The 25,874-nt window shown below is 70.8% G+C and carries 28 protein-coding genes; 17 read left to right on the top strand and 11 right to left on the bottom strand.

Annotation, left to right across the window (positions count from 1 at the left end):
* Position 1 precedes the first annotated feature (1 nt).
* Both E4T13_RS05750 and E4T13_RS05745 read right to left on the bottom strand, forming a co-directional pair.
* The gene (locus E4T13_RS05750) at positions 2 to 481 is read right to left on the bottom strand and encodes a (2Fe-2S)-binding protein (RefSeq protein ID WP_137177245.1); all 480 of its coding nucleotides are present in this window, start codon (positions 479 to 481) and stop codon (positions 2 to 4) included.
* On the bottom strand, positions 478 to 1,344 hold the full coding sequence (locus tag E4T13_RS05745) for a xanthine dehydrogenase family protein subunit M (protein WP_137177244.1): 867 nt from the start codon (positions 1,342 to 1,344) through the stop codon (positions 478 to 480). Before E4T13_RS05745 ends, E4T13_RS05750 begins: the two co-directional genes overlap by 4 nt.
* Positions 1,345 to 1,445: 101 nt before the next feature.
* Here E4T13_RS05745 and E4T13_RS05740 point away from each other — a divergent pair, with 101 nt between their 5' ends.
* Entirely contained in the window at positions 1,446 to 2,003 is a 558-nt protein-coding gene (locus tag E4T13_RS05740; protein WP_137177243.1) for a nucleoside 2-deoxyribosyltransferase, read from the top strand.
* Here E4T13_RS05740 and E4T13_RS05735 read toward each other — a convergent pair.
* The 5 genes from E4T13_RS05735 to E4T13_RS05720 form a co-directional block, all read right to left on the bottom strand.
* Entirely contained in the window at positions 1,996 to 3,108 is a 1,113-nt protein-coding gene (locus E4T13_RS05735) for a ring-opening amidohydrolase (protein WP_137177242.1), read from the bottom strand. The two genes, E4T13_RS05740 and E4T13_RS05735, sit on opposite strands and share 8 nt — an antisense overlap.
* Positions 3,105 to 3,509 carry an amidase gene (locus E4T13_RS30395; RefSeq protein WP_240790995.1) on the bottom strand — a complete coding sequence of 135 codons (405 nt, stop codon included), beginning with the start codon at positions 3,507 to 3,509 and terminating at the stop codon, positions 3,105 to 3,107. Before E4T13_RS30395 ends, E4T13_RS05735 begins: the two co-directional genes overlap by 4 nt.
* Positions 3,506 to 4,855, bottom strand: coding sequence for an allophanate hydrolase (gene atzF / locus E4T13_RS05730; protein WP_240790994.1), 1,350 nt, complete (start codon positions 4,853 to 4,855; stop codon positions 3,506 to 3,508). Before atzF ends, E4T13_RS30395 begins: the two co-directional genes overlap by 4 nt.
* 239 nt (positions 4,856 to 5,094) lie before the next feature.
* On the bottom strand, positions 5,095 to 6,603 hold the full coding sequence (trpE, locus tag E4T13_RS05725; protein WP_137177241.1) for an anthranilate synthase component I: 1,509 nt from the start codon (positions 6,601 to 6,603) through the stop codon (positions 5,095 to 5,097).
* Between the two features lie 28 nt (positions 6,604 to 6,631).
* A complete protein-coding gene (locus E4T13_RS05720; RefSeq protein ID WP_137177240.1) occupies positions 6,632 to 8,533 on the bottom strand; it encodes a peptidylprolyl isomerase in 1,902 nt (633 codons plus the stop codon).
* Between the two features lie 95 nt (positions 8,534 to 8,628).
* Here E4T13_RS05720 and tpiA point away from each other — a divergent pair, with 95 nt between their 5' ends.
* The 5 genes from tpiA to E4T13_RS05700 all read left to right on the top strand — a co-directional run bounded on the left by tpiA (position 8,629) and on the right by E4T13_RS05700 (position 12,000).
* A complete protein-coding gene (tpiA, locus tag E4T13_RS05715) occupies positions 8,629 to 9,360 on the top strand; it encodes a triose-phosphate isomerase (protein ID WP_206030112.1) in 732 nt (243 codons plus the stop codon).
* 47 nt (positions 9,361 to 9,407) lie between these two features.
* A complete protein-coding gene (gene secG, locus E4T13_RS05710; protein WP_137177238.1) occupies positions 9,408 to 9,740 on the top strand; it encodes a preprotein translocase subunit SecG in 333 nt (110 codons plus the stop codon).
* A gap of 101 nt (positions 9,741 to 9,841) precedes the next feature.
* Positions 9,842 to 11,476: a CTP synthase gene (locus E4T13_RS05705; protein ID WP_137177237.1), complete on the top strand. Its 1,635-nt coding sequence runs from the start codon at positions 9,842 to 9,844 to the stop codon at positions 11,474 to 11,476.
* Positions 11,477 to 11,487: 11 nt separating this feature from the next.
* Complete coding sequence (locus E4T13_RS29775; RefSeq protein WP_170984824.1) at positions 11,488 to 11,652, top strand: hypothetical protein; 165 nt, start codon at positions 11,488 to 11,490, stop codon at positions 11,650 to 11,652.
* 51 nt (positions 11,653 to 11,703) lie between these two features.
* The gene (locus tag E4T13_RS05700) at positions 11,704 to 12,000 is read left to right on the top strand and encodes a hypothetical protein (protein WP_137177236.1); all 297 of its coding nucleotides are present in this window, start codon (positions 11,704 to 11,706) and stop codon (positions 11,998 to 12,000) included.
* A 7-nt stretch (positions 12,001 to 12,007) separates the two neighbouring features.
* Here the strand turns inward: E4T13_RS05700 and E4T13_RS05695 are convergent, their stop codons facing one another.
* From E4T13_RS05695 to E4T13_RS05680, 4 genes are all read right to left on the bottom strand, one after another.
* Entirely contained in the window at positions 12,008 to 12,676 is a 669-nt protein-coding gene (locus tag E4T13_RS05695; RefSeq protein ID WP_137177235.1) for a hypothetical protein, read from the bottom strand.
* Between the two features lie 14 nt (positions 12,677 to 12,690).
* On the bottom strand, positions 12,691 to 13,407 hold the full coding sequence (locus tag E4T13_RS05690; RefSeq protein WP_137177234.1) for an SDR family NAD(P)-dependent oxidoreductase: 717 nt from the start codon (positions 13,405 to 13,407) through the stop codon (positions 12,691 to 12,693).
* 120 nt (positions 13,408 to 13,527) lie between these two features.
* Positions 13,528 to 14,496, bottom strand: a complete 969-nt coding sequence (locus E4T13_RS05685) for an ABC transporter substrate-binding protein (protein ID WP_170984823.1) — start codon at positions 14,494 to 14,496, stop codon at positions 13,528 to 13,530.
* Positions 14,497 to 14,509: 13 nt separating this feature from the next.
* The gene (locus E4T13_RS05680; protein WP_137177232.1) at positions 14,510 to 15,304 is read right to left on the bottom strand and encodes an ABC transporter permease; all 795 of its coding nucleotides are present in this window, start codon (positions 15,302 to 15,304) and stop codon (positions 14,510 to 14,512) included.
* 94 nt (positions 15,305 to 15,398) lie between these two features.
* Between E4T13_RS05680 and E4T13_RS05675 the strand changes: the two genes are divergently transcribed.
* From E4T13_RS05675 to E4T13_RS05625, 11 genes are all read left to right on the top strand, one after another.
* Positions 15,399 to 16,196: an ABC transporter ATP-binding protein gene (locus E4T13_RS05675; RefSeq protein ID WP_206030073.1), complete on the top strand. Its 798-nt coding sequence runs from the start codon at positions 15,399 to 15,401 to the stop codon at positions 16,194 to 16,196.
* Positions 16,193 to 16,735, top strand: coding sequence for a 6-phospho-3-hexuloisomerase (locus E4T13_RS05670; protein WP_137177230.1), 543 nt, complete (start codon positions 16,193 to 16,195; stop codon positions 16,733 to 16,735). The genes E4T13_RS05675 and E4T13_RS05670 overlap by 4 nt, the downstream gene beginning before the upstream one ends.
* A gap of 133 nt (positions 16,736 to 16,868) precedes the next feature.
* Positions 16,869 to 18,146 carry a phosphopyruvate hydratase gene (gene eno, locus E4T13_RS05665; protein ID WP_137177229.1) on the top strand — a complete coding sequence of 426 codons (1,278 nt, stop codon included), beginning with the start codon at positions 16,869 to 16,871 and terminating at the stop codon, positions 18,144 to 18,146.
* A 73-nt stretch (positions 18,147 to 18,219) separates the two neighbouring features.
* The gene (locus tag E4T13_RS05660) at positions 18,220 to 18,558 is read left to right on the top strand and encodes an STAS domain-containing protein (RefSeq protein WP_170984822.1); all 339 of its coding nucleotides are present in this window, start codon (positions 18,220 to 18,222) and stop codon (positions 18,556 to 18,558) included.
* Positions 18,559 to 18,757: 199 nt separating this feature from the next.
* Entirely contained in the window at positions 18,758 to 19,045 is a 288-nt protein-coding gene (locus tag E4T13_RS05655; protein WP_137177227.1) for a septum formation initiator family protein, read from the top strand.
* 253 nt (positions 19,046 to 19,298) lie between these two features.
* Complete coding sequence (gene pdhA, locus E4T13_RS05650) at positions 19,299 to 20,318, top strand: pyruvate dehydrogenase (acetyl-transferring) E1 component subunit alpha (protein ID WP_137177226.1); 1,020 nt, start codon at positions 19,299 to 19,301, stop codon at positions 20,316 to 20,318.
* Positions 20,319 to 20,321: 3 nt separating this feature from the next.
* Positions 20,322 to 21,692, top strand: a complete 1,371-nt coding sequence (locus tag E4T13_RS05645; protein ID WP_137177225.1) for a pyruvate dehydrogenase complex E1 component subunit beta — start codon at positions 20,322 to 20,324, stop codon at positions 21,690 to 21,692.
* A 12-nt stretch (positions 21,693 to 21,704) separates the two neighbouring features.
* Positions 21,705 to 23,024, top strand: a complete 1,320-nt coding sequence (locus E4T13_RS05640) for a pyruvate dehydrogenase complex dihydrolipoamide acetyltransferase (RefSeq protein WP_137177224.1) — start codon at positions 21,705 to 21,707, stop codon at positions 23,022 to 23,024.
* A 117-nt stretch (positions 23,025 to 23,141) separates the two neighbouring features.
* Entirely contained in the window at positions 23,142 to 23,627 is a 486-nt protein-coding gene (locus tag E4T13_RS05635) for a GNAT family N-acetyltransferase (protein WP_137177223.1), read from the top strand.
* A 7-nt stretch (positions 23,628 to 23,634) separates the two neighbouring features.
* Positions 23,635 to 25,029 (top strand): dihydrolipoyl dehydrogenase, encoded by a 1,395-nt coding sequence (lpdA, locus tag E4T13_RS05630; protein WP_137177222.1) that lies wholly within the window; start codon positions 23,635 to 23,637, stop codon positions 25,027 to 25,029.
* Positions 25,007 to 25,858 (top strand): bifunctional 2-polyprenyl-6-hydroxyphenol methylase/3-demethylubiquinol 3-O-methyltransferase UbiG, encoded by an 852-nt coding sequence (locus tag E4T13_RS05625; RefSeq protein WP_170984821.1) that lies wholly within the window; start codon positions 25,007 to 25,009, stop codon positions 25,856 to 25,858. Before lpdA ends, E4T13_RS05625 begins: the two co-directional genes overlap by 23 nt.
* The last annotated feature ends 16 nt before the right edge of the window (positions 25,859 to 25,874 follow it).

The following is a 25,874-nucleotide window of genomic DNA, read 5'->3' as shown; positions in this document are numbered from 1 at the left end:
GTCACGCCCCCCGCATCCGCCGCGCCGCCAGCAGCACCGCATCCACGATGCCCTGGTAGCCCGTGCAGCGGCAGAGATTGCCCGACAGCGCATGGCGCACCGCCTCCTCGCTCGGGTCCGCGTTCTCCTCCAGGAAGGCGCTGACCGTCATCAGGATGCCCGGCGTGCAGTAGCCGCATTGCAGCCCATGCGCGTCCCGGAATGCCTGCTGTAGCACCGAAAGCGATCCCGGCTCGCCCAGACTTTCCACCGTGCGCACATCATGCCCTTGCGCCTGCACCGCGAAGACCAGGCAGGACCGCACCGGTGCGCCGTCGAGCCTGATGGTGCAGGCGCCGCAGACGCCGTGCTCGCAGCCGACATGCGTGCCCGTCAGCCCGGCCTCGTGGCGGATGAAGTCGGACAGCAGCAGCCGCGGCTCGACCTCCCGCGTGTAGTCGCTTCCGTTGATGCGGATGGTCACCTGCAGCGGCCGCGTCATGCCGCCCGCTCCCGCGCCATAAGCAGCGCGCGCTGCGCGATCACGCCGGCCAGGTGCCGCTGATAGGCGGGGCTGGCCTGCACGCTGCCGGTCGGCGCGACCTCCTTCCGCACGGCCTCCGCCGCCGCGTCGAGATCGGCATCGGACAGCATCGTGCCGACCAGTGCGGCAGCGGCAAGCGGCGCCGCCATCGGTGTCGGCCCGGCGCTGCAGCAGGCGATGCGCGCGCCGATGCAGCGCCCGGCCGCGTCGCGTGAGATCACCGCGGCGACGCCCATCATCGCGTAGTCGCCGCGGCGCCGCGCGATCTCCAGCCAGGCCGTGCCGGTCCGCGCTGGCAGCGCGGGCAGGTGGATCGCTTCCAGCATCTCGTCCGCCGCGAGCGCCGTGGTCAGCGGTCCCACGAAGAAATCCGCCGCCGCGACCTCCCGCATGCCGCGCGCGCTGCGCAGCCGCAGGCGCGCATTCAGCGCCAGCATCACCGCCGGCATCTCCGAAGCCGGGTCGGCATGAGACAGGTTGCCGCCGAGCGTGCCCCGGTTGCGGATCTGCGGATGCGCGACCTCGCGCAGCGCCTCGGTCAGGATGGGATGGCTGCCCGCGGCGCCCGCATGCCGCTCGATCGCGACGTAGCGCGCCATGGCGCCGATGGTCAGCGACCCGTCGGTGCCGGCCTCGATCGCTTCCAGCCCGACGCGGTTCAGATCCACGAGAACCGCGGGCTGCGACACACGGAAATTCATCGCCGGCACCAGGCTCTGCCCGCCGGCGAGGAAGCGCGCCGCCTCGCCATGCTGCGCCTTCAACGCCAGGGCCTCCGCCACGCTGTCCGGGGCGTGCCAGTCGAAGGGGGCAGGCTTCACGCCGGAATCCTCATCCGCCGCAGCTTGGCAGAAGCGCGGCGGGCGTCGAGCGGAAATCGACGCCTTGCGCGCGCGCCCCCGGGGGTGGTGAAGATGCGCCCATGCCCATCGCCTATCTCGCCGGCCCCGATGTCTTCCTGCCCGATGCGCCCGCGCATGCCGCCCGCAAGGCGGCGATCTGCGCCGCCCACGGCATCACCGCCCTGCCGCCGCTGAACGAGGATATCCAGAGCCTGGCGGAGCTGGAGGCGCACCACGCCTGGCGCGCCATCTTCGCGAAAGACATCGAGATGATGGAGCGCGCCGACCTGGTGATCGCCAATCTCACCCCGTTTCGCGGCGCCAGCGCCGATTCCGGCACGCTGATCGAGGTGGGCTGGTTTCTCGGCCGCGGCCGGCCGATCTTCGGCTATTCCAACAGCGCGACGCCTTTCGCCGAGCGCAGCGCCGCCTTTGTCGCGCGCAATCCCGATCCGGTCGCAGGCCTGGCGGTGGAGGGTTTCGGCCTGCCCGACAACCTGATGATTCCCGGCGCGGTGGAGAGCGGCGGTCATCCGATCCTGCTGCCGGAGGGTGGCGCGGACCTGCCCTTCGACAGCCTGGCGGTGTTCGAGCGCTGCGTCGCGCTGGCCGCGCGCAGCCTCGGGCTGGTCAGGTAGCAAGGCGCCGCGCGATCACCGCGACAGGGCCGCCGCCATCCGGCCCCTGGTGCTCGGCGCCGCCGGAGATGAACAGGTCCGTGCGGCCGGTGGCGGCTGCCGCGACGCCGCCGACCAGCGCGCGGGCATGCCGCGTGGCGTTGATGTCGCTGTCATCGGCCATGATGTGCCGGTTGCCGCGGATGCGGCCGGAACTGCTGGGCTCCGCCTTGGCCAGCAGCGCGACCAGCCGCGCGGCCTGATCGCCCGCAAGCTGCCCGCCGCCAGTCTCCAGCCCCGCCGCCCGCAGCGCGCGCTGCATGGCGGGCAGGTCGATGCCGTCCTGCATCACGTCATGCGCGATGACGAGGTCGCCGGCCCAATCCGGGCTGTTGCCCATCACCACGATCTCGTTGCGCGTCAGCTCCACCCCGGCCGAGGCGCTGGCCCGCCCGGAGAACAGCGACAGGTCCCGCCCGATCACGTCATTGGTAAGCGCATCCGTCGCCACCTCGTCCAGCGCCAGCGCCACGCCGAGCGCCGAGGCGCCGCGCGACAGGCCCATCGAGGCATAGGTGTCGTGCGTCGCCACCGTCGCGCCGCGGGCTTCGGCCTCCGTGATGCGGTCGCTGGTCAGCAGCGGGCACTTCACCTGCACGTAGTGGGCCTGCGCGATGTCACGGATGGACGCCTGCGCCATCGCCTGCCGAACCGCCTCCGCGGTCGCCATCACCTGCGGCATACGTCCGAGTTCCTCGGGGAGAAAATCCCGGGTGAAGGCGGTGCCGATGGCCATCGCGCCGGTCGCCGGGCCGGGTGCGTCCGTCACCGCGAACAGCAGGAAATGCGGCGAGAGTCCGCCCTCCGTCCCGCCCGACATCACCATCGCCACACGCGCCGCGACGGCGTCGGCGGTCTCGCCGAGGCGGCGCGCCAGCATCGCCGCGAGCGCGGAGACGGCATAGGCGCGCGTGAAATCGTTGACGCAGCCATTGCCCTCGGTCTTGCCGAGGATCGCGACCAGCGCGGCGGGATCGAGCGCGCCGCCATCGAACAGCGCCTCGATGGAGGCCATGTCGGCGGGGTGGCGCATCGGCACGCGATGCACGGCGACGCGGCGGGTCATGGCGCGGCCTGCGCGGCAAGGAAGGCGCGCCAGCCGCCGTGGCGGCTGATCTCCTCGGCGCCCGCCAGACCTTCCGGCTCCACCAGGAAGCCTTTCGGCGTGGTGCCGTCCGCCAGCAGCAGCGTGCCGATGCAGAGCGGTGCGGGGATGGCGGCAACGAAGCTGCCGAAGCCTTCGGGCGGCAGTGCCCAGACCTCGGCCGCGATGGCGTGGCCGGTGCCCGCCGCCACGCGCAGCAGGCCGGGACGGCGCGGCGGGCCGCCGGCGAGGGCGAAGAAGCGGTAGCTCGGCTGCGTCGTCACCGCGCGCCGGAACACGCCGCCGCGGCTGGTCAGCTCGTGGTTCAGCGGCAGGCCCGAAAGATGCGCCCCCACCACCACGATCTCGATCGCGTCGTTCATGCCGCCGGGCTTTCCTGGAATTGCGCGCCCAGCGCGGCAAGCCGCGCATCGCTGCCGCGCGGGCCGATCAGCGTGATGCCGGCGGGCAGCCCATCGGGCCGCATCGGCCCCGGCACGGCCAGCGCCGCCAGGTCCAGCAGGTTCACGAAGTTGGTGTAGGTGCCGAGCCGCGCATTCGGTCCGAGCGGATCGGCCGCGAGCTCCGCCAGCGTCGGGAAGCAGGGGACGGAGGGCACGGCCAGCGCCTCCACGTCCTGCCAGACCGGCGCGGTGCGGCGCCGCATCTCGGCCAGCTCATACAGGCCGCGGAAGGCGTCCACGGCGGAGAAGCGGTCGGCGCCGGCAAGGATGCCGCGCGTCACGGGATGCACGGCGTCGAGGTGCGCGGTGCAGAAATCGCCGACCGCCGCGGCGCGCTCCGCGACCCAAGGTCCATCATAGAGCAGCCGCGCCGTGGCGTGGAAATCCGCGAGGTCCAGCGGCACGATCTCCAGCCCGAGCCCCGCCAGGCGCAGGCGCGCCGCGTCCCAGGCGGCGCGGCCGGCCTCGTCGTCCAGTTCCGGCACCCGCGGCACGCCGATGCGGCGCGGCGGCGTGGCGATGTCCATCTCCTGCCAGGCGATCGGGCAGCTGAAGGCGTCCTCCGGATCGTTGCCGGCCATCGCGGCGAAGCCGGCCCACGCATCGGGCACGGTGCGCGCGAAGACCGAGACGCAATCCAGGCTGCGGCAGGCCGGCACCACGCCGCGCGTGGAGACAACGCCGAGCGAAGGCTTCAGCCCGACCAGCCCGTTCAGCGCCGCCGGCACCCGCCCGGAACCGGCAGTGTCCGTGCCGAGCGAGAGCGTGGCGAGGCCCTGCGCCACCGCGACGGCCGAGCCGGAACTCGATCCGCCCGGCACCCGCGCGGGATCGAAGGCGTTGCGCGGCACCGGATAGGGGGTGCGGACGCCGACCAGCCCGGTGGCGAACTGGTCGAGATTGGTCTTGCCGATCAGCACCGCGCCCGCATCCAGTAGCCGCTGCACGGCCGGCGCCGTGCGGTCCGGCGTGTAGGCGAAGCCCGGGCAGGCAGCCGTGGTCGGCAGGCCCGCGACGTCGATATTGTCCTTCACCACGACCGGCAGGCCCCAGAGCGGGAGTTTTTGGGGGTCGAAGGTGGGTAGCGCCTCGGCCGCGGCGCGCGCCTGCGGCTCCGGGATGAGGTGGATGAAGATGCCGGGATCGTCGAGCGCGGCGATGCGGCGATGGATCAGCGCCACGACATCCACGGGCCGCAGCCGCCCCGCGGCGTAGGCGCGGTGCAGGCTTGCGCGGTCGAGCGACAGGTCGGCCTCGATGGTCATACCCGCGGGGTCCTGCAAGGGGCGTGCCTTCTCTCCCTCCCCCGCATGCGGGGGAGGGTCGGGGTGGGGGCGCGACCGTCCCTGTGGGATCAAGAACCCGTCCGGAGCGAGGCCCGCAATTTGTCGTCGTCGGTCGCGCCCCCACCCGCCCGCGCTTCACGCGGGCACCCTCCCCGGCAAAGCAGGAGAGGGAAGCAGGGCGGGCTGCCCAATTCGTGGGCAGCCGACAGCGGAAGAACCTACCCCCTCCGCCCCGCCGCGAAGCGCACCGCTTCCTCCGCCGCTCGGAACAGGGCGCGGGCCTTCTGCTGCGTCTCGGCGTATTCCGCCTCGGGGTCGGAATCCGCCACCACGCCGGCGCCGGCCTGCACATGCATCATGCCGTCCTTCACCAGCGCGGTGCGCAGCGCGATGCAGGTGTCCATGTCGCCATCGGCGCCGAAATAGCCGACGCCGCCCGCATAGGTGCCGCGGCGCGAGGGCTCCAGCTCCTCGATGATCTCCATCGCCCGCACCTTCGGCGCGCCGGAGAGCGTGCCGGCCGGGAAGCCCGCCATCAGCGCGTCCAGCGCATCCAGGCCGGGGCGCAGGCGGCCGACCACCTCGCTCATGATGTGCATCACCTGCGAATAGCGCTCCACTTGGAAGCGCTGCGTCACGCGCACGCTGCCGATCTCCGCCACGCGGCCGACATCGTTGCGGCCGAGGTCGAGCAGCATCAGGTGCTCGGCGAGTTCCTTCGGGTCCGCCAGCAGCTCGCGTTCCAGCCGCGCATCCTCCTCCGGCGTCGCGCCGCGCGGGCGGGTGCCGGCCAGCGGCCGCAGCTTCACCTCCCCGTGCTTCACACTGACGAGAATCTCGGGCGAGGCGCCGACCAGCGCGAAGCTGCCAAGGTCGAGGAAGAACAGGTAGGGCGCGGGGTTCAGCCGCCGCAGCGCGCGATACAACGCGAAGGGCGGCAGCGCGAAGGGCACCGAGAAGCGCTGCGAGGGCACTACCTGGAACACGTCGCCGGCCGCGATGTACTCCTTCCCGCGCTCGACCGCGGCCATGTACTCGGCCTTGGTGAAGTTGGAGCTCGGCGCCGGCAGGGCGGGCAGCGCGGCGGGCGGCGCGGGGCGGGGCAGGGGGCGGTCCAGCGCCGCCTCCGCCTCGTCGAGCCGCGCCTGCGCCAAGTCCCAGGCGGCGCGGGGATCGAGGCCCTCGGCGGGCCAGACCGGAGTCACGAGGGTCAGCGTGTCGCGCACATGGTCGAACACCGCGGTCAGGGTCGGGCGGAACATCACCGCATCCGGGATGCCCAGCACGTCCGGGTTCTTCTGCGGCAGGCGCTCGATCTGCCGCACCATGTCGTAGCCCAGCAGCCCGAACAGGCCGGCAGAGATCGAGGGCAGCCCCGCCGGCATGACCAGCCGCGATTCCGCGATCAGCGCGCGCAGGCTCTCCAGCGGCGCTGCATCCTCCGCCACGAAGCCATGCGGCGCCGCCTGGGCGTGGCGGTTCAGCTCGGCCTTGCCGTCGCGGCAGCGCCAGATCAGGTCCGGCTCCAGCCCGATGGAGGAGAAGCGGCCGCGCGCCGCGCCGCCTTCGACGCTTTCCAGCAGGAAGGCGTTCGGCCGGTTCTGCGCCAGGCGCAGGAAGGCGCCCACGGGCGTATCCAGATCGGCGACGCGCTCGCGCGAGAGCACCTGGCCGCGGCCAGCCGCAAGGCCTTCCGCGAACTGGGCGAAGGTCAGGCTGCCGGGCATCCGCGCTGCTCCCCTTTCCGCCCCAAGATCACGGCACGACCTGCTGCATCAGCGTGGGGCTGATGCGCGGATCCGCCCGTGCCCGCAGCGCCGCGGCGAATTGCGCCTCCAGGTCCTCCGCCGCCTGCGCCTGGGCGTTGCGACGCGCATTGGTCAGCGCTTCGGCCTCGGCGCCTGCGTCGGGCTTCACGATCTCCAGCAACTGCGCCACCGCGAAGCCGTCCCGCGTCGGCACCATCGTCGCCTCGTTGAGGGTCGCGGCGAAGAGCGGGCCGAGAAGCTCCGGCGGAACGGTCAGCCCTGGCGTGCCGGGCTCCGGCCGGCGACCGAAGGGCCCAAGCCTGTCGGACGCGATGCCGGCGGCGCGCGCCGCCTCCTCCAGGGTCTGCCCGCCGCGCACCGCGGCCAGCAGGGCGGCGGCGCGCTCCTCCTGGGTCCGGCGCTTGGCGTCGTTGATGAAGGCGAGCCGCACCTCCGGCTCGATGCTGGCGAAGGGCTTCAGCGCCGGGGGGATCACGCCGCGCAGCTCCACGGCAACGAACGCATCGGCTTGGCGCAATTCCTGCAGCCGCGGCGCATTGCCCAGCTGCGCGGTGAAGATGGCGCGCAGCGTCTCCGCGCGGCCGGCGGCGGGGACGGGCAGCGGCACCGGCGCACCCTCCGCGTCGCGGCCCTCGGCATCCAGGGTGAGCGGGGTCACCTGCATGCCGAAACGCTGCCCGGCTTCGGCCAGGCTCGCCCCGCCGGCCAGGGCGTCCTCCACCCGGTTTGCGCGGTCGAAGGCGAGGTCGGCGGCCTTTTCCAGCGCGATCTCCTGGCGCAGCCGGTCGCTGACCTGTTCCAGCGTGACGGTGGTGCCGGGCGCGATGCTCTCGACGCGCAGCACGTGCCAGCCGAAGGCGGTCTGCACCGGCGCGGAGACGCCGCCCTGCGGCGTGTCGAAGGCGGCGGCGGCAAGCTCCGGCACCGGCAGGTCGGCACGCGCGACGGCGCCGAGCGCGACGGCCGATCCGCCTGCTGCCTGCGCCTCGCGCTCGATCGCGGCGAAATCGGCGCCCTGCCGCCAAGCCTCGGCGATGCGCTGCGCGGCCTCCTGTGTCGGCAGCAGCGCCTGCTGCAGCGTGCGGCGCTCCGCCGTCTCGAACTGCCCGCGCCGCGCCTCGAACGCGGCGCGCAATTCCTCCTCGCTCACCTCCACCTGGTCCAGCAGCGTCTCGGCCGAGAGCACGCCGAGGAACACCTCGCGCAGTTCCGGCGTGGAGAAGAGGTCGGGGTTGTTCGCGTGGAAACGCTCGAGTTGGGCCTCGGTCGGCGGCTCCGGTTCGGGCGCGTCGAGCAGGGTGAGTTCCGCGACCTGGGCCACGCGCCGCTCCCGTTCCCATTCGAACAGGGCTTGCGCGAGGGAGCCGGGGGCGGCCGCGCCGGCGCGCACCGCGCCGACAAGCTGCATGCGTTGCAGGTCGTCGCGCACGAGCTGCAGGAACTGCCCCTCGGTCATGTCGTTCTGCCGGAGGAACTGGTCCAGGATGGACCTGCTGAACTGGCCGCCCATCTGGAAGCTCGGGATGCCGCGGACATAGGCGGCGACCTGATCATCGGGCGTCGAGAGGCCGAGGCGCTGCGCCTCGATCCGCTGGGCATTCTCCTGGATCAGGGTCTCGATCGCCTGGCGGGCGATCGCCTCCCGCACCGCCGCGTCGGGCTCGAAGGTCGGGCCGAGCTGGCGCTGCAGGCGCTGCAGCTCGCGCCGCGCCGCCATCTGCGCCTGTGGCACCTCGATCTCCGCGCCGTTCATGCGGACCACGGCGGTCTCGCGCCAGAAATTGCGCACGACGTCCTCGATGCCCCAGATCCCGAAGGACAGGATCAGCAGGACGAAAAGGACCTTCGCGACCCAGGACTTCGCGAGGTTGCGGAACCAGGTGATCATGATCGGGGCGTAGCGCAGAGGCCCGCCCGTTGCCAGCCCGGGCCGGCGTTGCTAGCCGGAGCCGGGCAAGGGAGAGGGCGCGCATGACCCCGGGCGTGAGGCCGCTGATCGCCGGCAACTGGAAGATGCATGGCAGCATGGCCGAGGCCGCCGCGCTGGCGACTGCCGTGCGGGAGGGCGCCGCCGGGCTGCCCGCCGACCTGCTGGTCTGCCCGACCTTCCTGCATGTCGCCTCCGTGGCGGCGGCGCTCGCCGGTTCGCCGGTTGCGGTGGGTGGCCAGGACTGCCATGCGGCGGCCAAGGGCGCCCATACCGGCGATGTCGCTGCGCCCATGCTGAAGGATGCCGGCGCCGCCTTCGTCATCCTCGGCCATTCCGAGCGCCGGACGGATCACGCCGAGACCGACGCCGCGGTCCGCGCCAAGGCGGAGGCGGCGGCCGCTGCCGGCCTCATCCCCATCGTCTGCGTGGGCGAGACCGAGGCCGAGCGCCTGGCCGGCCAGGCCGAGGCGGTGGTGGAGCGCCAGCTTGCCGAAAGTCTGCCCGACGGCTTCGCCGGGGTGGTGGCCTATGAGCCGGTCTGGGCCATCGGCACGGGCCGCACGCCCACGGAAGCCGACATCGCCGCCATCCATGACGTGATCCGCGCCCGGCTGGCGGCACGCTTCGGCGCGGCGGGGCAGGGGATGCGGATCCTCTATGGCGGCTCCATGAAGCCCGGAAACGCGAAGGCGATCCTCGCCCTGCCGAATGTGGATGGTGGACTGGTCGGCGGCGCCAGCCTGGTCGCGGCGGACTTCCTGGCGATCGCCCGGGCGGCCGGTTGAGGCTGGCCCTGGCAATCCGGTCCTGCCCAAGCTAGATACCGCCCGCCATGAACACCGTGCTGCTCGTCCTGTTCCTGCTCGTCACCCTTGCCATGATCGGGGTCATCCTGGTCCAGCGCAGCGAGGGTGGAGGGCTCGGCGTGGGCTCCTCCCAGGGCATGGGCTCCTTCATGAGCGGGCGCGGCACGGCCAATCTGCTCACCCGCACCACCGCGATCCTGGGCACCGCCTTCATGGTCCTGGCCCTGGTGCTGGCCATGATCGGCAGGGGTCAGGCGCCCCGCGGCTCGATCCTCGACGCTCCGACCGATGCCCCGGCGAGCGCGCCGCTGGCTCCGGCGCCCGGGCTGCCGACCGTGCCGGCAGTACCGACGAACTGAGATCAAGAAGGGCCGGCCCGCGCCGGCCGCATGGCCGCTGCCCTCCGGCAACGATCACCAAGGGTTTGCCCGACTCCTCCGGCAGGGTATGAGGGCCGTCCATGACGCGGTTCGTATTCGTGACCGGCGGCGTGGTCTCCTCGCTTGGCAAGGGCATCGCGGCTGCTTCCCTCGGGGCGCTGTTGCAGGCGCGCGGCTACAAGGTCCGCCTGCGCAAGCTCGACCCCTATCTCAACGTCGATCCGGGCACGATGAGCCCGTACCAGCATGGCGAGGTCTACGTCACCGATGACGGGGCGGAGACCGACCTCGACCTCGGCCACTACGAGCGCTTCACCGGCGTGCATGCGACCAAGGCCGACAACTGGACCACGGGGCGCATCTATTCCGACGTGATCGCGGCGGAACGGCGGGGCCACTACCTCGGCGGGACCGTGCAGGTGATTCCGCACATCACCGACAAGATCAAGGAAGTCATCCAGGCCGAGACCGAGGGCTATGACTTCGTCATCGTCGAGGTCGGCGGCACCGTGGGCGACATCGAGTCGCTGCCGTTCCTGGAAGCGATCCGCCAGCTTGCCAACGAACTCGGCCCCACCCGCAGCCTGTTCGTCCACCTGACCCTGGTGCCCTACATCCCCTCCGCCGGGGAGCTGAAGACCAAGCCCACCCAGCACAGCGTGAAGGAACTGCTCGGCGTCGGCATCCAGCCGCAGATCCTGCTCTGCCGCTGCGACCGCCCGATCCCGGAAAACGAGCGGCGCAAGATCGCGCTGTTCTGCAACGTGCGGCCGGAAAGCGTGATCCCTGCCTACGACGCCAGCAGCATCTACGCCGTGCCGATCAGCTATCACGAGGAAGGGCTGGACCGCGAAGTCCTTCGCCATTTCGGGCTTTCGATCTATGGCGAGCCGGAGATGGGGCGCTGGCAGCGCATCGTGGACCGCATCCGCGCGCCCGAGGGCGAAGTGACCATCGCCGTGGTCGGCAAGTATACGAACCTGCTCGACGCGTACAAGTCACTGGCCGAGGCGCTGACCCATGGCGGCATCGCGCACAACGTGAAGGTCCGCCTGGACTGGGTGGACAGCCAGATCTTCGAGGATGACGAGGCCGCTGTCGCGCGGCTGGAGAAGGTCAACGGCATCCTGGTGCCCGGCGGCTTCGGCGAGCGCGGCACCGAGGGCAAGATCGAGGCGGTGCGCTTCGCGCGCGAACGCCGCGTGCCCTTCTTCGGCATCTGCTTCGGCATGCAGATGGCGGTGATCGAGGCGGCACGGAACCAGGCCGGGCTGAAGGGCGCCTCCTCCACCGAGTTCGGCCCCTGCGCCGAGCCGGTGGTTGGCCTGCTGACCGAATGGACCCGCGGCAATCTGGTGGAGCGGCGCGCGGCCGATGGCGATCTCGGCGGCACGATGCGGCTCGGCGCCTTTCCCGCGCGGCTGGCCGAGGAATCCCTGGTGCGCGAGGTCTATGACGGCGCCGCCGAGATCCATGAGCGGCACCGCCACCGCTACGAGGTGAACGTCAACTACAAGGACCGGCTGGAGGAGGTGGGGCTGCGCTTCTCCGGAATGTCGCCCGATGGCGCGCTGCCGGAGATCGTGGAGCGGCCGGACCATCCCTGGTTCATCGGTGTGCAGTTCCACCCGGAGCTGAAGTCGAAGCCCTTCGATCCGCACCCGCTGTTCCGCGGCTTCATCGGCGCCGCGGTCCGCCAGGCGCGGCTGGTCTGACGGAGGCCACGATGAACGAGAAATCCCGCCTGCGGCGCTTCGGCTACGGCCTGGCCGCGACTGTGGTGCTGGTGGTGATCGCGGGCTACCTGTTCGGCTCCCTCGGCGTCACCGCCGGGCTTGCCGTGGGACTGGCCGGCACGCTGCTGGCCGGCGGCGGCCTCGGCAAGCGCTAAGGGCTTTACACTTCCGCAAGCCCGCCCCGGCTAACTGGCGTCATGCGCGTAATGACCGGCCATGACGGCGACGACATCTACTTCTACGAGCAGGGCGACCTTGTCCGCCTGAAGCGCGACGAGGACGGCCCGCTCGTCACCGCCTATGCGGGCGACTGGGGCCGCGTGATGCGCGTGAACCCCGACGGCTCGCTCGACATCAAGTTCGCCGGCTACAGCCGCGCCAAGGACGCGGACATGGTGCGGGCGGTGGCGGTGTCGCGCAGCCGGGTGGAGCCCTGCGACCTGCAGGGCCGCCCGCTGCTGCGCGGCCGCGCCGCGGTGTGGGATACGCGACGGTCGCTGTAGCGCGCCGTCAGGTGCCCCAGCTTGTCTTCAGGCGCATGAATTCGAGCCGGTAGGTGCCGCGCAGCGGCGCGGCGAGGGCGCCGGCGGCGCGCAACGCCGCTTCCGGGAACAGCGGCGCCAGCGCCTCGGCATCCGTCGCTTCGGCCAGGATGATCCAGGCCGGTGGCGGGGTGATGTCGTTGCGCCCCCGCTTCTCGGCGCTGTCCTCGTTGGAGGCCGCGTCGTCGGTGATCAGCAGATGCGCGCCCGTGACGCGCGCAGCCGTCGCGGCCTGCGCGACGAGCGCGGAGACGGCGGGGATGGCCGAGGGCGGCGCATCGAAGCGCAGCGTCAGCATCACGCCGCCCGGGCCGACGCCGTGGCTCGCCACCACCCGCGCCAGGCCGCGGGAGGTGTCCCTGAAGCCCTGCGTGGCGCGCTTCGTCCAGGCGGAGGGCGCGTTCAGGCGGTTGGCGTAGTCCTGCCCCTGCAGCACCTGCATCGTGTCGGCTTCGTAGAGCGTGAAGAATTCCGGGCGCGTCATGCCGTCCAGGGCGATGAAGCGGCGTCCGCGGCGGAAGCCGGGGATGCCGACGCGCTCGGCCATGTGCTCATGCAAGTGCCAGGCGTAGAACTCCGCCCGTCCTTCCGGCGTCACGCCGTTCCAGATCGCCACCGCGGCTTCACCTGCGAGCATTTTTCGCGCGTCCCTCAATCATGCAAGCGGCCACCCGAGAGATCGAACACCGCGCCGGTGGAGAAGCTGCAATCGGGGCCACAGAGGAAGCTCACCATGGCGGCGACTTCCTCCGCTTCCGCGAAGCGCCCCATCGGGATGCGGCGCAGCTTGTCGGCGCGCTGCGCCGGATCAAGCGTGGCTTCCATCGGCGTGCGCACCACCGTGGGCGCGATGGCGTTCACCAGGATGCCCTCGGTGGCCAGTTCCTTGCCGAGCACCTTCGCCAGCGCCATCAGCCCCGCCTTGGAGGCCGCATAGGCGCCTGCCAGCGCGCTGCCTTCCTTGCCCACGGCCGAGCCCATCAGCACGATGCGGCCGCGGTCGGGCAGGGGATTGCGCAGCATCGCCGGGATCACTGCGCCGGTCGTGGCGAAGCCCGAAAGCAGGTTCGTCTCCAGCACGCGCCGCGTCTCGGCCAGTGGCACCTCCCAGGCGCGTGCGACCGGGCCGAGAATGCCGGCATTGATCACCAGAGCGCGGATCGGCCCGAGCTTCGCGCAGGTTTCCTGCGCCGCGTGCCGCGTGGCGTCCTCGTCCGTGACGTCCACGGCGAGCGCCAGCGCGGCGTCCGGCGCCTTCACGGAGAGGTCCCAGGACGCCACGCGGTAGCCGTCGCGCGTCAGCCGCTGCGCGACGGCGCGGCCGATCCCGCCCGCGCCGCCGGTGACGACCGCGACGCCGCGTCTCATGGGCACCTCAGTCGCCGGCGCCCGCCTGCGCCGGCTCGGCTGCGCGGCACGTGCCGCGGGCCGCGTTCGCGGCCTCGCCCGCCTTCGGCAGGCGGCTGGCGGCCTCCTCGGCCCGGTCGGTCACTGCGGCAGGAAAGCGTTGCTGTAGAAGGCGTCTGCCGGCAGTTCCGTGCGCAGTTCCTGGAACTCGCGCATCAGGGTCAGCGTCTCGCTCCAATCCTGCGGCGCCATCCAGCCGATCGGCCGGTTCGCGCCATGCGCCGAGCGCACCAGCTGCAGCCCGGCGCGAAGCTGCGCCAGCGCCAGGTCGCGGTCCATGTCCGGCTTCACGCGCAGCCCCGCCGCGATCGCCGCCTCCGGCTCGTTCATGCCGGCTTCGAAGGAACGCTGCGTCGCGCGCACGAAGCGGCGCACCAGGTCGGGATTGCGCTGGATGGTGTCGCGCGTGGCGTGGATCGCCAGCCCCATCGTGTTGGCGCCGTTGTCGGCATAGAGGATGGAATGCACCGGCAGGCCGCGCTGTGGCAGGATCAGCGCCTGGTTCTCTACGCCGCCGAGCATGCCGACGGTGCGGTTCTCCAGCGTCGCCACCAGCTTGCCCGCGCCGTCCACGCGCAGGAAGCGCACGGCATCGGCCGGCATGTTGTTGGTGCGCAGCATCGCCGGGAACATCACCAGCCCGGCCTCGCCGGTGGTCGCCGCGATGGTCTTGCCGGCGAGGTCACGGATGGTGCGGATGCCCGAATCGGCACGCACGATCACCGCGAAGGGCGACTTGTTCATGATGCCCATCACCGCCTGCACCGGCGCGCCACGCGCCACGCCGTTGATGATGGAGGCGCCGTCGGATAGCCCGAACATGTCGCCGCCGGAGGCGACGAGCTGCACCGCGCGCGCCGAGCCCTGGCCCTCGCCGATGGTCAGGTCGATGCCGGCCTCGCGGTAATAGCCGCGCTCCACGCCCAGGTAGAAGGGCGTGTGGAAGCCGTAGATCAGCCAGTTCAGCCGGAAGGTCACGCGGTCCTGCGCCGCCGCCGGCGCGGCCATAGCGGCGGTGGCGCAGAGCGCCAGGAACAGCCTGCGAAGCATCCTTCGTTTCCTCCTACAACCCTGCGACCTCGCCCTCGGCACGCCGGCGCGAAACATGCCAGGGCACCGCGAGGCGTTCCGCCAGTTCCACCAGACCGTAGAGCGACAGGCCCAGCGCCGTCAGCACGAAGATCGCCGCGAAGCTCATCGGCGTGTCCAGATTGCCGTTGTATTCCAGCAGCAGATAGCCAAGCCCGCGATCCGACGCGACGAACTCCGCGACCACGGCCGCCGTCGCCGCAAGCGCCGCGGCCACCTTGAAGCCGCCGAACAGCACCGGCAGCGCGGCCGGCAACTGCACCATGCGGAAGGCGCGCCAGCGCGTCGCGCCGGAGGACCGCAGCAGCTCCGCCACCTCCGCCTCGAGGCTGCGGAAGGCCTGCAGCGCGCTGACCACAACGGGGAAGAAGGAGAGCAGGAACACGAGCAGCACCTTCGGCATCAGCCCGAAGCCGAACCAGATGATGAACAGCGGCGCCACCGCGATCTTCGGCACGATCTGCAGGAAGACCAGCAGCGGGTAGGCCGTCTGCCGCGCCGTGTCGGAGAAGGCGATGCCGAGCGCGATGGCGACCCCCAGCACCACCGCCAGCACGAAGCCCAGCACCATCGGCTGCACGGTGAACAGCGCCGCCTCGCCCAGCGAGCGCCAGCGCTGGACGCCATCGGCAAAGATGCGGCTTGGCGCAGGCAGGATGTATTCGGGCATCGCGAAGGCATGCACCGCGACTTCCCAGACCAGCAGGAAGCCGATGAAGGCGGCGGCGATGCGCGCCCGCGCGATCCACTGGCGCGACGCCTGGCCCATGCCCCTTGCTTCCCCCGCCCTGGCGCTGCCCTTGAAGCGCGCCCTTCGCTGGAACAGTGTTCTTCGCAAGCACGGGCAGTCAAGGGCGGGCATTGTGGGTGAAGCGAAGGGCGCGGGCGGCATCCATCTCGCGGGCGTGTCCAAGCGGTTCCGCACCCGTCAGGGCGAGACGCTGGCGCTGGAGGCGATGGACCTCGATGTGCCGGAGGGCGAGTTCCTGGCCGTCGTCGGTCCTTCCGGTTGCGGGAAGTCCACGCTGCTGCGTCTGGTGGCGGGGCTGATGCCCGCCTCCTCCGGCGAGGTGCGGGTCTTCGGCCGGGAGGTTGCCGGGCCGGTGACGGAACTCGGCATCGTGTTCCAGCAGCCGGTGCTGCTCGATTGGCGCGACGTGCTCGGCAACGTGCTGTTCCAGGCCGGCATCCGCGGCCTGAGCGAAGCCGCCTTCCGCGACCGCGCCCTGGCGCTGCTGCGCCAGGTGGGGCTGGAAGACTTCGCGGATCGCTACCCGCATGAGCTCTCGGGCGGCATGCGCCAGCGGGCCTCGATCGCGCGCGCGCTGCTGCACGACCCGCCGCTGCTGCTGATGGACGAGCCCTTCGGCGCGCTGGACGCGCTGACACGGGAGCAGATGCGCCTCGACCTCGAGGCGCTGTGGATGCGCAGCCGCAAGACGGTGCTGTTCATCACCCACAGCGTGGACGAGGCGGTGCTGCTGGCCGACCGCGTCGCCGTCATGTCGCCGCGGCCCGGCCGGATCGAGCGGCTGCTGCAGGTGGACCTGCCGCGTCCTCGCGGCCTCGCCGCCCGCCGCGACCCGCGTTTCATCGCCGCGGTGGAGGAGGTGACCGCGCTGTTCCTGGCGCGCGGCGTGCTGCACGGTGCCACCGCATGACGCCCGCGCAGCAGGTGGCGCCGATCCTGGCCGAGCAGGCGGCGGTCTTCGCCCGGCTTGCGCCGGGAACGCTGGACGGCGCCGTCGAGGCGATCGCCGCCGCGCCGCGCGTGCTGGTCTGGGGCGCCGGCCGCACCGGCTTCGCGCTGATGGGCTTCGCGATGCGGCTGGGTCATCTCGGCCTGGATGCGCATTGGCTGCCGGGCGTCACCACGCCGCCGCTGCGCCAAGGCGACCTGCTGGTGACCAATGCCAGCCGCGGCGACCTGCCGAGCGCGACAGCGTTTCTCCGGCATGCGGCGACCCTGGGGGCGAGAGGAGCCGTGTTCACCGCGGCGGAGAGCGGCGCCGCGTTGGATGCCGCGGATCTCGTCTGGCGGATCCCGGCGCAGGTCTGGGAGGGGGACTCCGTGCTGCCGATGGGCGGGCAATACGAGATCGCCCTCTGGCTGTTCTGCGACCTGATCGTGGCGCGGCTGATGGAGCGCGTGGGGCTATCGGCCGCGGACCTCGCGGCGCGGCACGCGACGGTGGCGTAGCTCCCTCTCCCGCGAAGCGGGGGAGGGTCGGGGTGGGGGCGCGACCGACCTGCCCGCCCTGCGCCGTCCCCCAACCCTTGCCCGCCCGCCCCACCGGCGTTAAGCGCGCGGCACGCACCGCCGGAGCCCGAACATGGCCGCCATCGCCGACATCATCGCCCGCGAAGTCCTGGATTCCCGCGGCAACCCCACCGTCGAGGCCGAGGTGGTGCTCGACACCGGCATTCGCGCCCGCGCCATCGTCCCCTCCGGCGCCTCCACCGGCGCGCATGAGGCGGTGGAGTTGCGGGACGGCGACAAGGCCCGCTACGGCGGCAAGGGCGTGCTCAAGGCCTGCGCCAATGTCGAGGGCGAGATCTTCGACGCCATCGGCGGCATGGACCCGACCGAGCAGGTGAAGATCGACGAGACCATGCTGGAACTGGACGGCACGCCGAACAAGGCGCGGCTCGGCGCCAATGCCATCCTCGCCGTCTCCCTCGCCACCGCCAAGGCCGCGGCGGCCGATCTCGGCCAGCCGCTCTATCGCTATGTCGGCGGCGTCTTCGCCCGCACCCTGCCGGTGCCGATGATGAACATCATCAATGGCGGCAAGCACGCGGACAACCCGATCGACATCCAGGAATTCATGATCATGCCGGTCGCCGCCGGCACGGTCGCGGACGCCGTGCGCATCGGCTCCGAGATCTTCGCGCAGCTCAAGAAGGCGCTGCACGACGCCGGCCACAACACCAATGTCGGCGACGAGGGCGGCTTCGCCCCCAATATCGGCTCGGCCGACGAGGCGCTGGGCTTCATCGCCAAGGCCGCCGAGAAGGCCGGCCACCGCATGGGCGAGGACATCGTCCTCGCGCTGGACTGCGCCGCCACGGAATTCTTCCATGACGGGCTCTACAGGCTGGAAGGCGAGGGCAAGAGCCTGGATTCCGCTGGCATGGCGGACTACCTCGCTGCGCTGGTCGCGAAGTGGCCGATCGTCTCCATCGAGGATGGCATGGCCGAGGACGACTGGGCCGGCTGGAAGCTGCTGACGGACAAGCTCGGCGCCAAGGTGAACCTGGTCGGCGACGACCTGTTCGTGACCAACACCGAGCGCCTGCGCCGCGGCATCGAGACCGGCACGGCCAACGCCATCCTGGTGAAGGTCAACCAGATCGGCACCCTGACCGAGACGCTGGAGGCGATGGAGGTGGCGCAGCGCGCCGGCTACCGCTGCGTGATGTCGCACCGCTCCGGCGAGACCGAGGATGCGACCATCGCCGACCTGGCCGTGGCCACCAATTGCGGGCAGATCAAGACCGGCTCGCTGTCGCGCTCCGACCGCACGGCGAAGTACAACCAGCTCATCCGCATCGAGCAGCAGCTCGGCCCCGCGGCGCGCTATGGCGGCAGGCTGGCGGTGCGGCGCTGAGGCTTCGTTTGACGGCCGGATCGTCGGCCCACTAGGCTTCCGGCGGGCGCAACCTTCCCCTCCGGAGCCAGCGATGCAGATTGCCACCAGGGAGGTCGGCAAGGTCCTCGTCATCGACCTTGCGGGCCGGCTCGATTCCCGCACGGCCGGCGAGGTCGGCGACCGCATGGATGCGATCGGCATCAGCGATGCGCGCCAGGTGGTGCTCAATCTGGCGAAGCTCGATTTCGTCAGCAGCGCCGGCCTGCGGGTGATCCTGCGGCTGGCGCGGCTGCTGCAGACGCATGGCGGTGACCTGCAGATCGGCGCGGCGCAGCCAATGGTCACCGAGGTGCTGACCACCGCCGGCTTCGACAGCCTGATCAGCATCCATCCCACCGAGGCCGCAGCGATCGCCGCATCCGGCGCCTGACGGCTGCGGAACATCCTGTCGAATCCGCGGTTTCCGCTGGACACTTCGCGCGCCGTCTGATTCTCTGCGGCCGTGCCGCGCGGTGAGGGGATCGCTGCGGCCGCCTGCGGGCTGGGGGGCTCGATCCGTGTTCGAGGATGAGGTGGTTGCCGAGCGCCGGGGGGTGCTTGCGGGTTTGGGACGATGGTCGCGCGCGGCAATGCTGCCGCTGCTTTTCATCGCCTGCTGCGGCTATTTCGCCTGGCACGCGGTGCATGGCGAGCGTGGCCTCGTGGCGATGGAGCAGCGCGACCAGGAGATCGCCGACGCCCGCATCGAGCAGGAGCGGGTGATGGCCGAACTGACCTCCATGGAGCGCCGCGTGAACGGCCTGCGCGGCGAGCGCCTCGACCGAGACCAGCTCGAGGAACGGGCGCGCCAGTTGCTCAACATGGTCGGGCGCAACGAGATCGTCGTTCCCTACGGCCCGGAGAACCGCCTGTTCTGACGAGGGGCGGCAAGCCGGCATGGGATGAGGGGCGCTCCGGCGCCCCTTTTTCTTTGGCCGTTGGGCAACCACAGCCCGGTCTGCGGAACGGTGTCATGCGCACCGTGCAACGCCGAAATGACGATTAACTGCTGTCGAGTTAATTCGGCTATTGCGTTGCACAATAACGGAATTCTCCCGGTGCCGAAACTTGCACGGCGTGGCCGGGCCGCGTAGATGCCGGAATGCTGAGCTCGCCAAGGAGGAAAGCCGCATGGCCGAAGCCGCCACCCGCAAGCCGCGCGGCAAGGGCGCGAAGGAGCCGGCGATGAGCCGGGAACAGCTCCTCAACGCCTACCGCGACATGCTGCTGATCCGCCGCTTCGAGGAGAAGGCCGGGCAGCTCTATGGCATGGGCCTGATCGGCGGCTTCTGCCACCTGTATATCGGCCAGGAAGCGGTTGTGGTGGGCCTCACCATGTGCACCAAGCCCGGCGACCAGGTGATCACCTCCTACCGCGACCATGGTCACATGCTGGCCACTGGCATGGAGGCGCGCGGCGTGATGGCGGAGCTGACCGGGCGCATCGGCGGTTACTCCAAGGGCAAGGGCGGCTCGATGCACATGTTCAGCCGAGAGAAGGGCTTCTTCGGCGGGCATGGCATCGTCGGCGCGCAGGTGCCGCTCGGCACCGGCCTCGCTTTCGCGAACTGGTACCGCGGCAACGACAACGTCGCGATGACCTATTTCGGCGAGGGCGCGTCCAACCAGGGTCAGGTCTACGAGAGCAAGAACCTGGCGGCGCTGTTCAAGCTGCCGGTCATCTTCGTCATCGAGAACAACAAATACGGCATGGGCACCAGCGTGGAGCGCGCCTCCGCCTCCAAGGACCTGTCGAAGAACGGCGCGCCCTGGGGCATTCCGGGCGAGCAGGTGAACGGCATGGACGTGACCGCCGTGAAGGAAGCCGGTGAGCGCGCCGTGGCGCATTGCCGCGCCGGCAACGGGCCGTATCTGCTGGAGATGAAGACCTATCGCTACCGCGGCCACTCCATGTCCGACCCCGCGAAATACCGGACGCGGGAGGAGGTGCAGAAGATGCGTGAGCAGAACGACTGCATCGAGACCGCGCGCAAGCTGCTGCTGGAAACCTATGGTGTCACCGAGGCCGAGCTGAAGGTGATCGACGACGAGGTGAAGGCGATCGTGCAGGACAGCGCTGATTTCGCGCAGACCTCGCCGGAGCCGGACGAGGCCGAGCTGTTCACCGACGTGCTGATCGAGGCGCGCTGAGCCATGACGCAGATCCTGATGCCCGCGCTGTCGCCCACGATGACGGAGGGCAAGCTCGCCCGCTGGCTCAAGAAGCAGGGCGACACCATCAAGGCCGGCGACGTGATCGCCGAGATCGAGACCGACAAGGCCACGATGGAAGTGGAAGCGGTGGACGAGGGCACGCTGACCTCGATCCTGGTGCCGGAGGGCACCGAGGCCGTCGCGGTCAATACGCCGATCGCGGAGCTTGATGGCGGCGCCGGGGCCGCGCCGGCACCGCAGCCCGCGGCGCCCACGCCGAAGGCCGAGGACCGTGGCGCCGTCGCGGCCGCCGGTGCGGCGAAGAAGGAAGGCGCTGCCAGCATCCCCGCCCAGCCGGCTGCCGCGGCGCCGGAGAAGGATTGGGGCCCGACCAAGCCGATCACCGTGCGCGAGGCGCTGCGCGATGCGATGGCCGCGGAGATGCGCGCCGACGCCAACGTGTTCCTGATGGGCGAGGAAGTCGCGCAGTATCAGGGCGCCTACAAGATCAGCCAGGGCCTGCTGGAGGAGTTCGGCCCGAAGCGCGTGATCGACATGCCGATCACGGAGCACGGCTTCACCGGCATGGCGGTGGGCGCGGCCTTCACCGGGCTGCGTCCGATCGTGGAGTTCATGACCTTCAACTTCTCGATGCAGGCCATGGACCACATCATCAATTCCGCTGCCAAGACGCTCTACATGTCCGGCGGCCAACTCGGCTGCCCCATCGTGTTCCGCGGACCGAACGGCGCGGCGGCGCGCGTGGCCGCGCAGCACAGCCAGGAATACGCATCCTGGTACGCGCATATCCCCGGGCTGAAGGTGATCGCACCCTGGTCGGCGGCGGATGCGAAGGGCCTTCTGCGGGCCGCGATCCGCGACCCGAACCCGGTGATCTTCCTGGAGAACGAGATCCTCTACGGCCACAGCTTCGAATGCCCGACGGCGGATGACTTCATCCTGCCGATCGGCCAGGCGAAGGTGGAGCGGGAAGGGACCGACGTGACGTTGGTCAGCTTCTCCATCACGGTCGGCCTCTGCATGCAGGCGGCCGAGGCGCTGGCGGCGCAGGGGATCAGCGCGGAAGTCGTCAACCTCCGCACCATCCGCCCGCTCGACATCGCGACCATCGCGCGCAGCGTGCGGAAGACCAACCGCATCGTCACGGTGGAGGAAGGCTGGCCCTTCGCCGGCATCGGATCGGAGATCGCGATGCAGGTGATGGAGCATTGCTTCGACGACCTCGACGCGCCGCCGGTGCGGGTCTGCGGCGAAGACGTGCCGATGCCCTATGCCGCGAATCTCGAGAAGCTTGCCCTGCCGCGGCTGGAGCAGGTTGTCGAGGCCGTGCGCAAAGTCACCTACAAGTAGGAGCGCAGGCCGATGGCGACCAACATCCTCATGCCCGCGCTCTCGCCGACGATGACAGAGGGCACGCTCGCGCGCTGGCTGAAGAAGGAAGGCGAGCAGGTCAAGGCCGGCGACATCATCGCGGAGATCGAGACCGACAAGGCGACGATGGAAGTGGAAGCCGTGGATGAAGGCATCCTCGGCAAGATCGTGGTGCCGGACGGCACCGCGAGCGTGAAGGTCAACGACGTGATCGCCGTGCTCGTCGAGCCGGGTGAGAAGGCCGACGCGACGCCGGCGGCGAAGCCTGCCCCTGCGCCGGCCACGCCCAAGACGGAACCCGCGCCCGCGCCGACCACGGCGCCGGCCGCGCCCGCGCCGGGTGCGGCACAGGGCTTCAACCCGCAGCCCGATCCGCCGAAGACGGCGCCGGGTGATCGCGTGGTGGCCTCGCCGCTGGCCAGGCGGATGGCGCAGCAGGCGGGCATGGACCTGTCCGCGATTGCCGGGTCCGGTCCCAACGGGCGGATCGTGAAGTCGGACGTCGAAGCCGCGTTGGCCAAGGGGCCGGCGCCGAAGGCCGCTTCTGCTCCGCAGGCCGCCGCCGCACCGGCACCCGCACCGAAGCCGGCCGCGCCCGCCGCCGCGATTACCGCGCCGCACCAGGCGGTGCCGCACAGCACGATGCGCAAGGTCATCGCGCGGCGCCTGTCGGAATCCAAGGCGACGATCCCGCATTTCTACGTCACCATGGATATCGAACTGGACGCGCTGCTGAAGCTGCGCAGCCAGCTCAACGCGACCTCGCCGAAGGATGGCGCCGGGGCGTTCAAGCTCTCGGTAAACGACATGGTGATCAAGGCGGCGGCCGTGACGCTGCGGCGGATCCCGAAGGTCAACGCTTCCTGGACCGATGAGGCGGCCATTCTTTACGACGATGTGGACGTCTCGGTGGCCGTCAGCATCCCCGACGGACTGATTACCCCGATCATCCGCAAGGCCGACCAGAAGGGCCTGGCGGCGATCAGCAACGAGATGAAGGACCTCGCCGCGCGCGCGAAGGCCGGCAAGCTGAAGCCCGAGGAGTTCCAGGGCGGCGGCTTCAGCATCTCCAACATGGGGATGTACGGCGTCAGCGACTTCTCCGCCATCATCAACCCGCCGCAGGCCGGCATCCTCGCGGTGTCCGCCGGGCAGCAGCGGCCGGTGGTGAAGGATGGCGCGCTGGCCATCGCGACCGTGATGACCTGCACGCTTTCCGTGGATCACCGCATCGTGGACGGTGCGCTGGCGGCGGAGTGGATCGCCGAGTTCAAGCGCATCGTCGAGAACCCGCTCAGCCTGATGCTGTAGGGCGCGGACAGCCGAGGTGGTCGCGGCCCCCACCCCGACCCTCCCCCGCACGGAGGGGGAGGGAGAAGCAGCGCTTCCCCGCCGTGCGGGCGAGGGTTGGGTGGGGGCCTGCGCGCCATGAGCCTCTTGCTGCGCGACGCCACCCGCGCCGATCTGCCACTCGTCCTGCACTTCATCCGCGCGCTCGCCGAGTACGAGAAGCTGTCGCACGAGGTCCACGCCGATGAGGCAACGCTCGCGACGTTCCTGTTCGAGGAACCCCGCCGCGCCGAAGCGCTGATCGCGCGCTGGAACGAGGAGCCGGTCGGCTTCGCCGTCTGGTATTACAGCTTCTCGACCTTCCTCGGCCGCCCCTCGCTCTACGTCGAGGACGTCTTCGTGAACCCGGAGGCGCGGGGCAGGGGGATTGGCAAGGCGATCTTCGCCCATCTTGCCTCCCGCGCGCTGGCACAGGGGTGCGGGCGCATGGAATGGTCCGTGCTGGACTGGAACGCGCCCTCCATCGCCTTCTACCGCAGCCTTGGCGCCAAGCCGCGCGCGGGCTGGACGCTGCAGCAACTCACCGGCGAGGCGCTAAACGCGCTGGCCGCACGGCAAGGATAAGAACGCCATGGCCGAGAATTTCGATATCGTCGTGGTCGGTGGCGGCCCCGGCGGCTATGTCGCGGCGATCCGCGCCAGCCAGCTCGGCATGAAGACGGCGCTGGTGGAGCGCGAGAATCTCGGCGGCATCTGCCTCAACTGGGGCTGCATCCCGACCAAGGCGCTGCTGCGCGCGAGCGAGATCAACCACCTGCTGCACACGCTCGACCAGTACGGCTTCGCCGCGGACAACATCCGCTTCGACTTTGGCAAGGTCATCAAGCGCAGCCGCGGCGTGGCAGGCCAGCTCTCCGCCGGCGTGAAGCACCTGATGAAGAAGAACAAGGTGACCGTCTTCGATGGTCACGGGAAGCTCGCGGGTCCGGGCAAGCTTTCGGTCAGCAAGGACGGCAAACCGGTCGCGGAGATCGCGGCGAAGCACATCCTGCTCGCCACCGGCGCGCGGGCGCGCGTGATCCCCGGCATGGAGCCGGATGGCAAGCTGATCTGGACTTATCGCGAGGCGATGACGCCGACGGCGATGCCGAAGTCGCTGATCGTCGTCGGCTCCGGCGCCATCGGCAGCGAGTTCGCCAGCTTCTACCTCAACATGGGCTGCCAGGTGACGCTGGTGGAGGTGATGGACCGCATCCTGCCGGTGGAGGATGCCGAGATCTCCGCCTTTGTCGCCAAGGCCTTCACCAAGCAGGGCATGAAGCTGCTGACGGGCGCCCGCGTGCAGGGCGTGCGGAAGGCCGCCGACAGCATCACCGCCATCATCGAGGCCGGCGGCAAGGTGCAGGAGATCATGGCCGACCGGCTGATCTCCGCCGTCGGCATCGTCGGCAATGTCGAGGATCTCGGCCTGGAAGGCACCAAGGTAAAGGTGGACCGCACGCATGTGGTTACCGACCCCTTCGGCAACACCGGCGAGCCCGGTGTCTATGCCATCGGCGACCTCACCGGCCCGCCCTGGCTGGCGCACAAGGCGAGCCATGAGGCGATCATCTGTGTCGAGGCGATCGCGGGAAAGCATCCGCACGCGATGGACGTGCTCAACATCCCCGGCTGCACCTATTGCCGCCCGCAGGTGGCGAGCGTCGGCCTGACCGAGGCCCGCGCCAAGGAACTCGGCCATGAGGTCCGCGTCGGCCGCTTCCCCTTCATCGGCAACGGCAAGGCCATCGCCATGGGCGAGCCTGAGGGCCTGGTGAAGACGGTGTTCGACGCGAAGACCGGCGAACTGCTGGGCGCCCACATGGTCGGCCCGGAGGTGACGGAGATGATCCAGGGCTACGGCATCGCCCGGACGCTGGAATCGACCGAGGCCGAGCTCATGCACACCGTGTTCCCGCATCCGACGGTGTCGGAGACGATGCACGAGGCGGTGCTGGATGCCTATGGCCGCGTCATCCATATCTGACGTAGCCCCAAGCTGGCGCCGGCTGAACCAGGCCAACTGGGACGAGCGGACAGCCGCGCATCTCGGCCCGCGCGGCTACGACCTTTCGACGCACCGCGCGGGCCGCGGCTGGCTCGACCCGATGGTGGAGGCCGCGATCGGCGACATCGCGGGCCGCTCGGTCCTGCACCTGCAATGTCATGTTGGGCAGGACAGCGTTGCGCTGGCCCAGCGCGGGGCGCGGCGCGTGGTCGGCGTGGATTTCAGCCCGCCCGCGCTGGACGCCGCGGCGGCGCTGGCGGCCGAATGCGGCCTCCCCGACACGCGCTTCGTCCTGGCCGACGCGCAGGACGTCCCGGCGGCGCTGCCGGACGAGGCAGGCGCCTTCGACCTGGTCTTCACCAGCTGGGGCACCATCTGCTGGCTGCCCGACCTCGATCGCTGGGCGGCTGGCATCGCCTTCGCGCTCCGGCCCGGCGGCGCCTTCGTCTTCGCCGACATGCATCCGGTCGCCCGTGTCCTGGGCGATCCCGCGACCGCCGCGCCCGGCTTCCCGGGCTGGGCTTGCTCCTACTTCGAAACCGGGCCGATCGAGTTCGACGATCCCACGGACTACCAGGACCCCGAGGCGCACCTGGCCAACAGCCGCACGGTGGAGTTCCAGCACGGCCTCGCCGGCATCCTCGGCGCGCTGCGCGGCGCGGGCCTGGCGATGGAGCGGCTGGAGGAACACCCGCGCCTCATCTGGCAGCCCTTCCCGGGCTGCGTGCAGGATGCCGACGGGCTCTGGACCTGGCCCGACAAGCCCTGGCTGCCGCTCGCCCTTGTCCTGCGCGCGGTGAAGCCGTGACGACCTCGCCGTCCGG

The sequence above is a fragment of the Roseomonas sp. AR75 genome, assembly GCF_005222815.1.
Taxonomy (GTDB): domain Bacteria; phylum Pseudomonadota; class Alphaproteobacteria; order Acetobacterales; family Acetobacteraceae; genus Falsiroseomonas.
The sequence above is the reverse complement of the archived record's forward strand: the minus strand, read 5'-3'. Positions and strand labels throughout refer to the sequence as shown.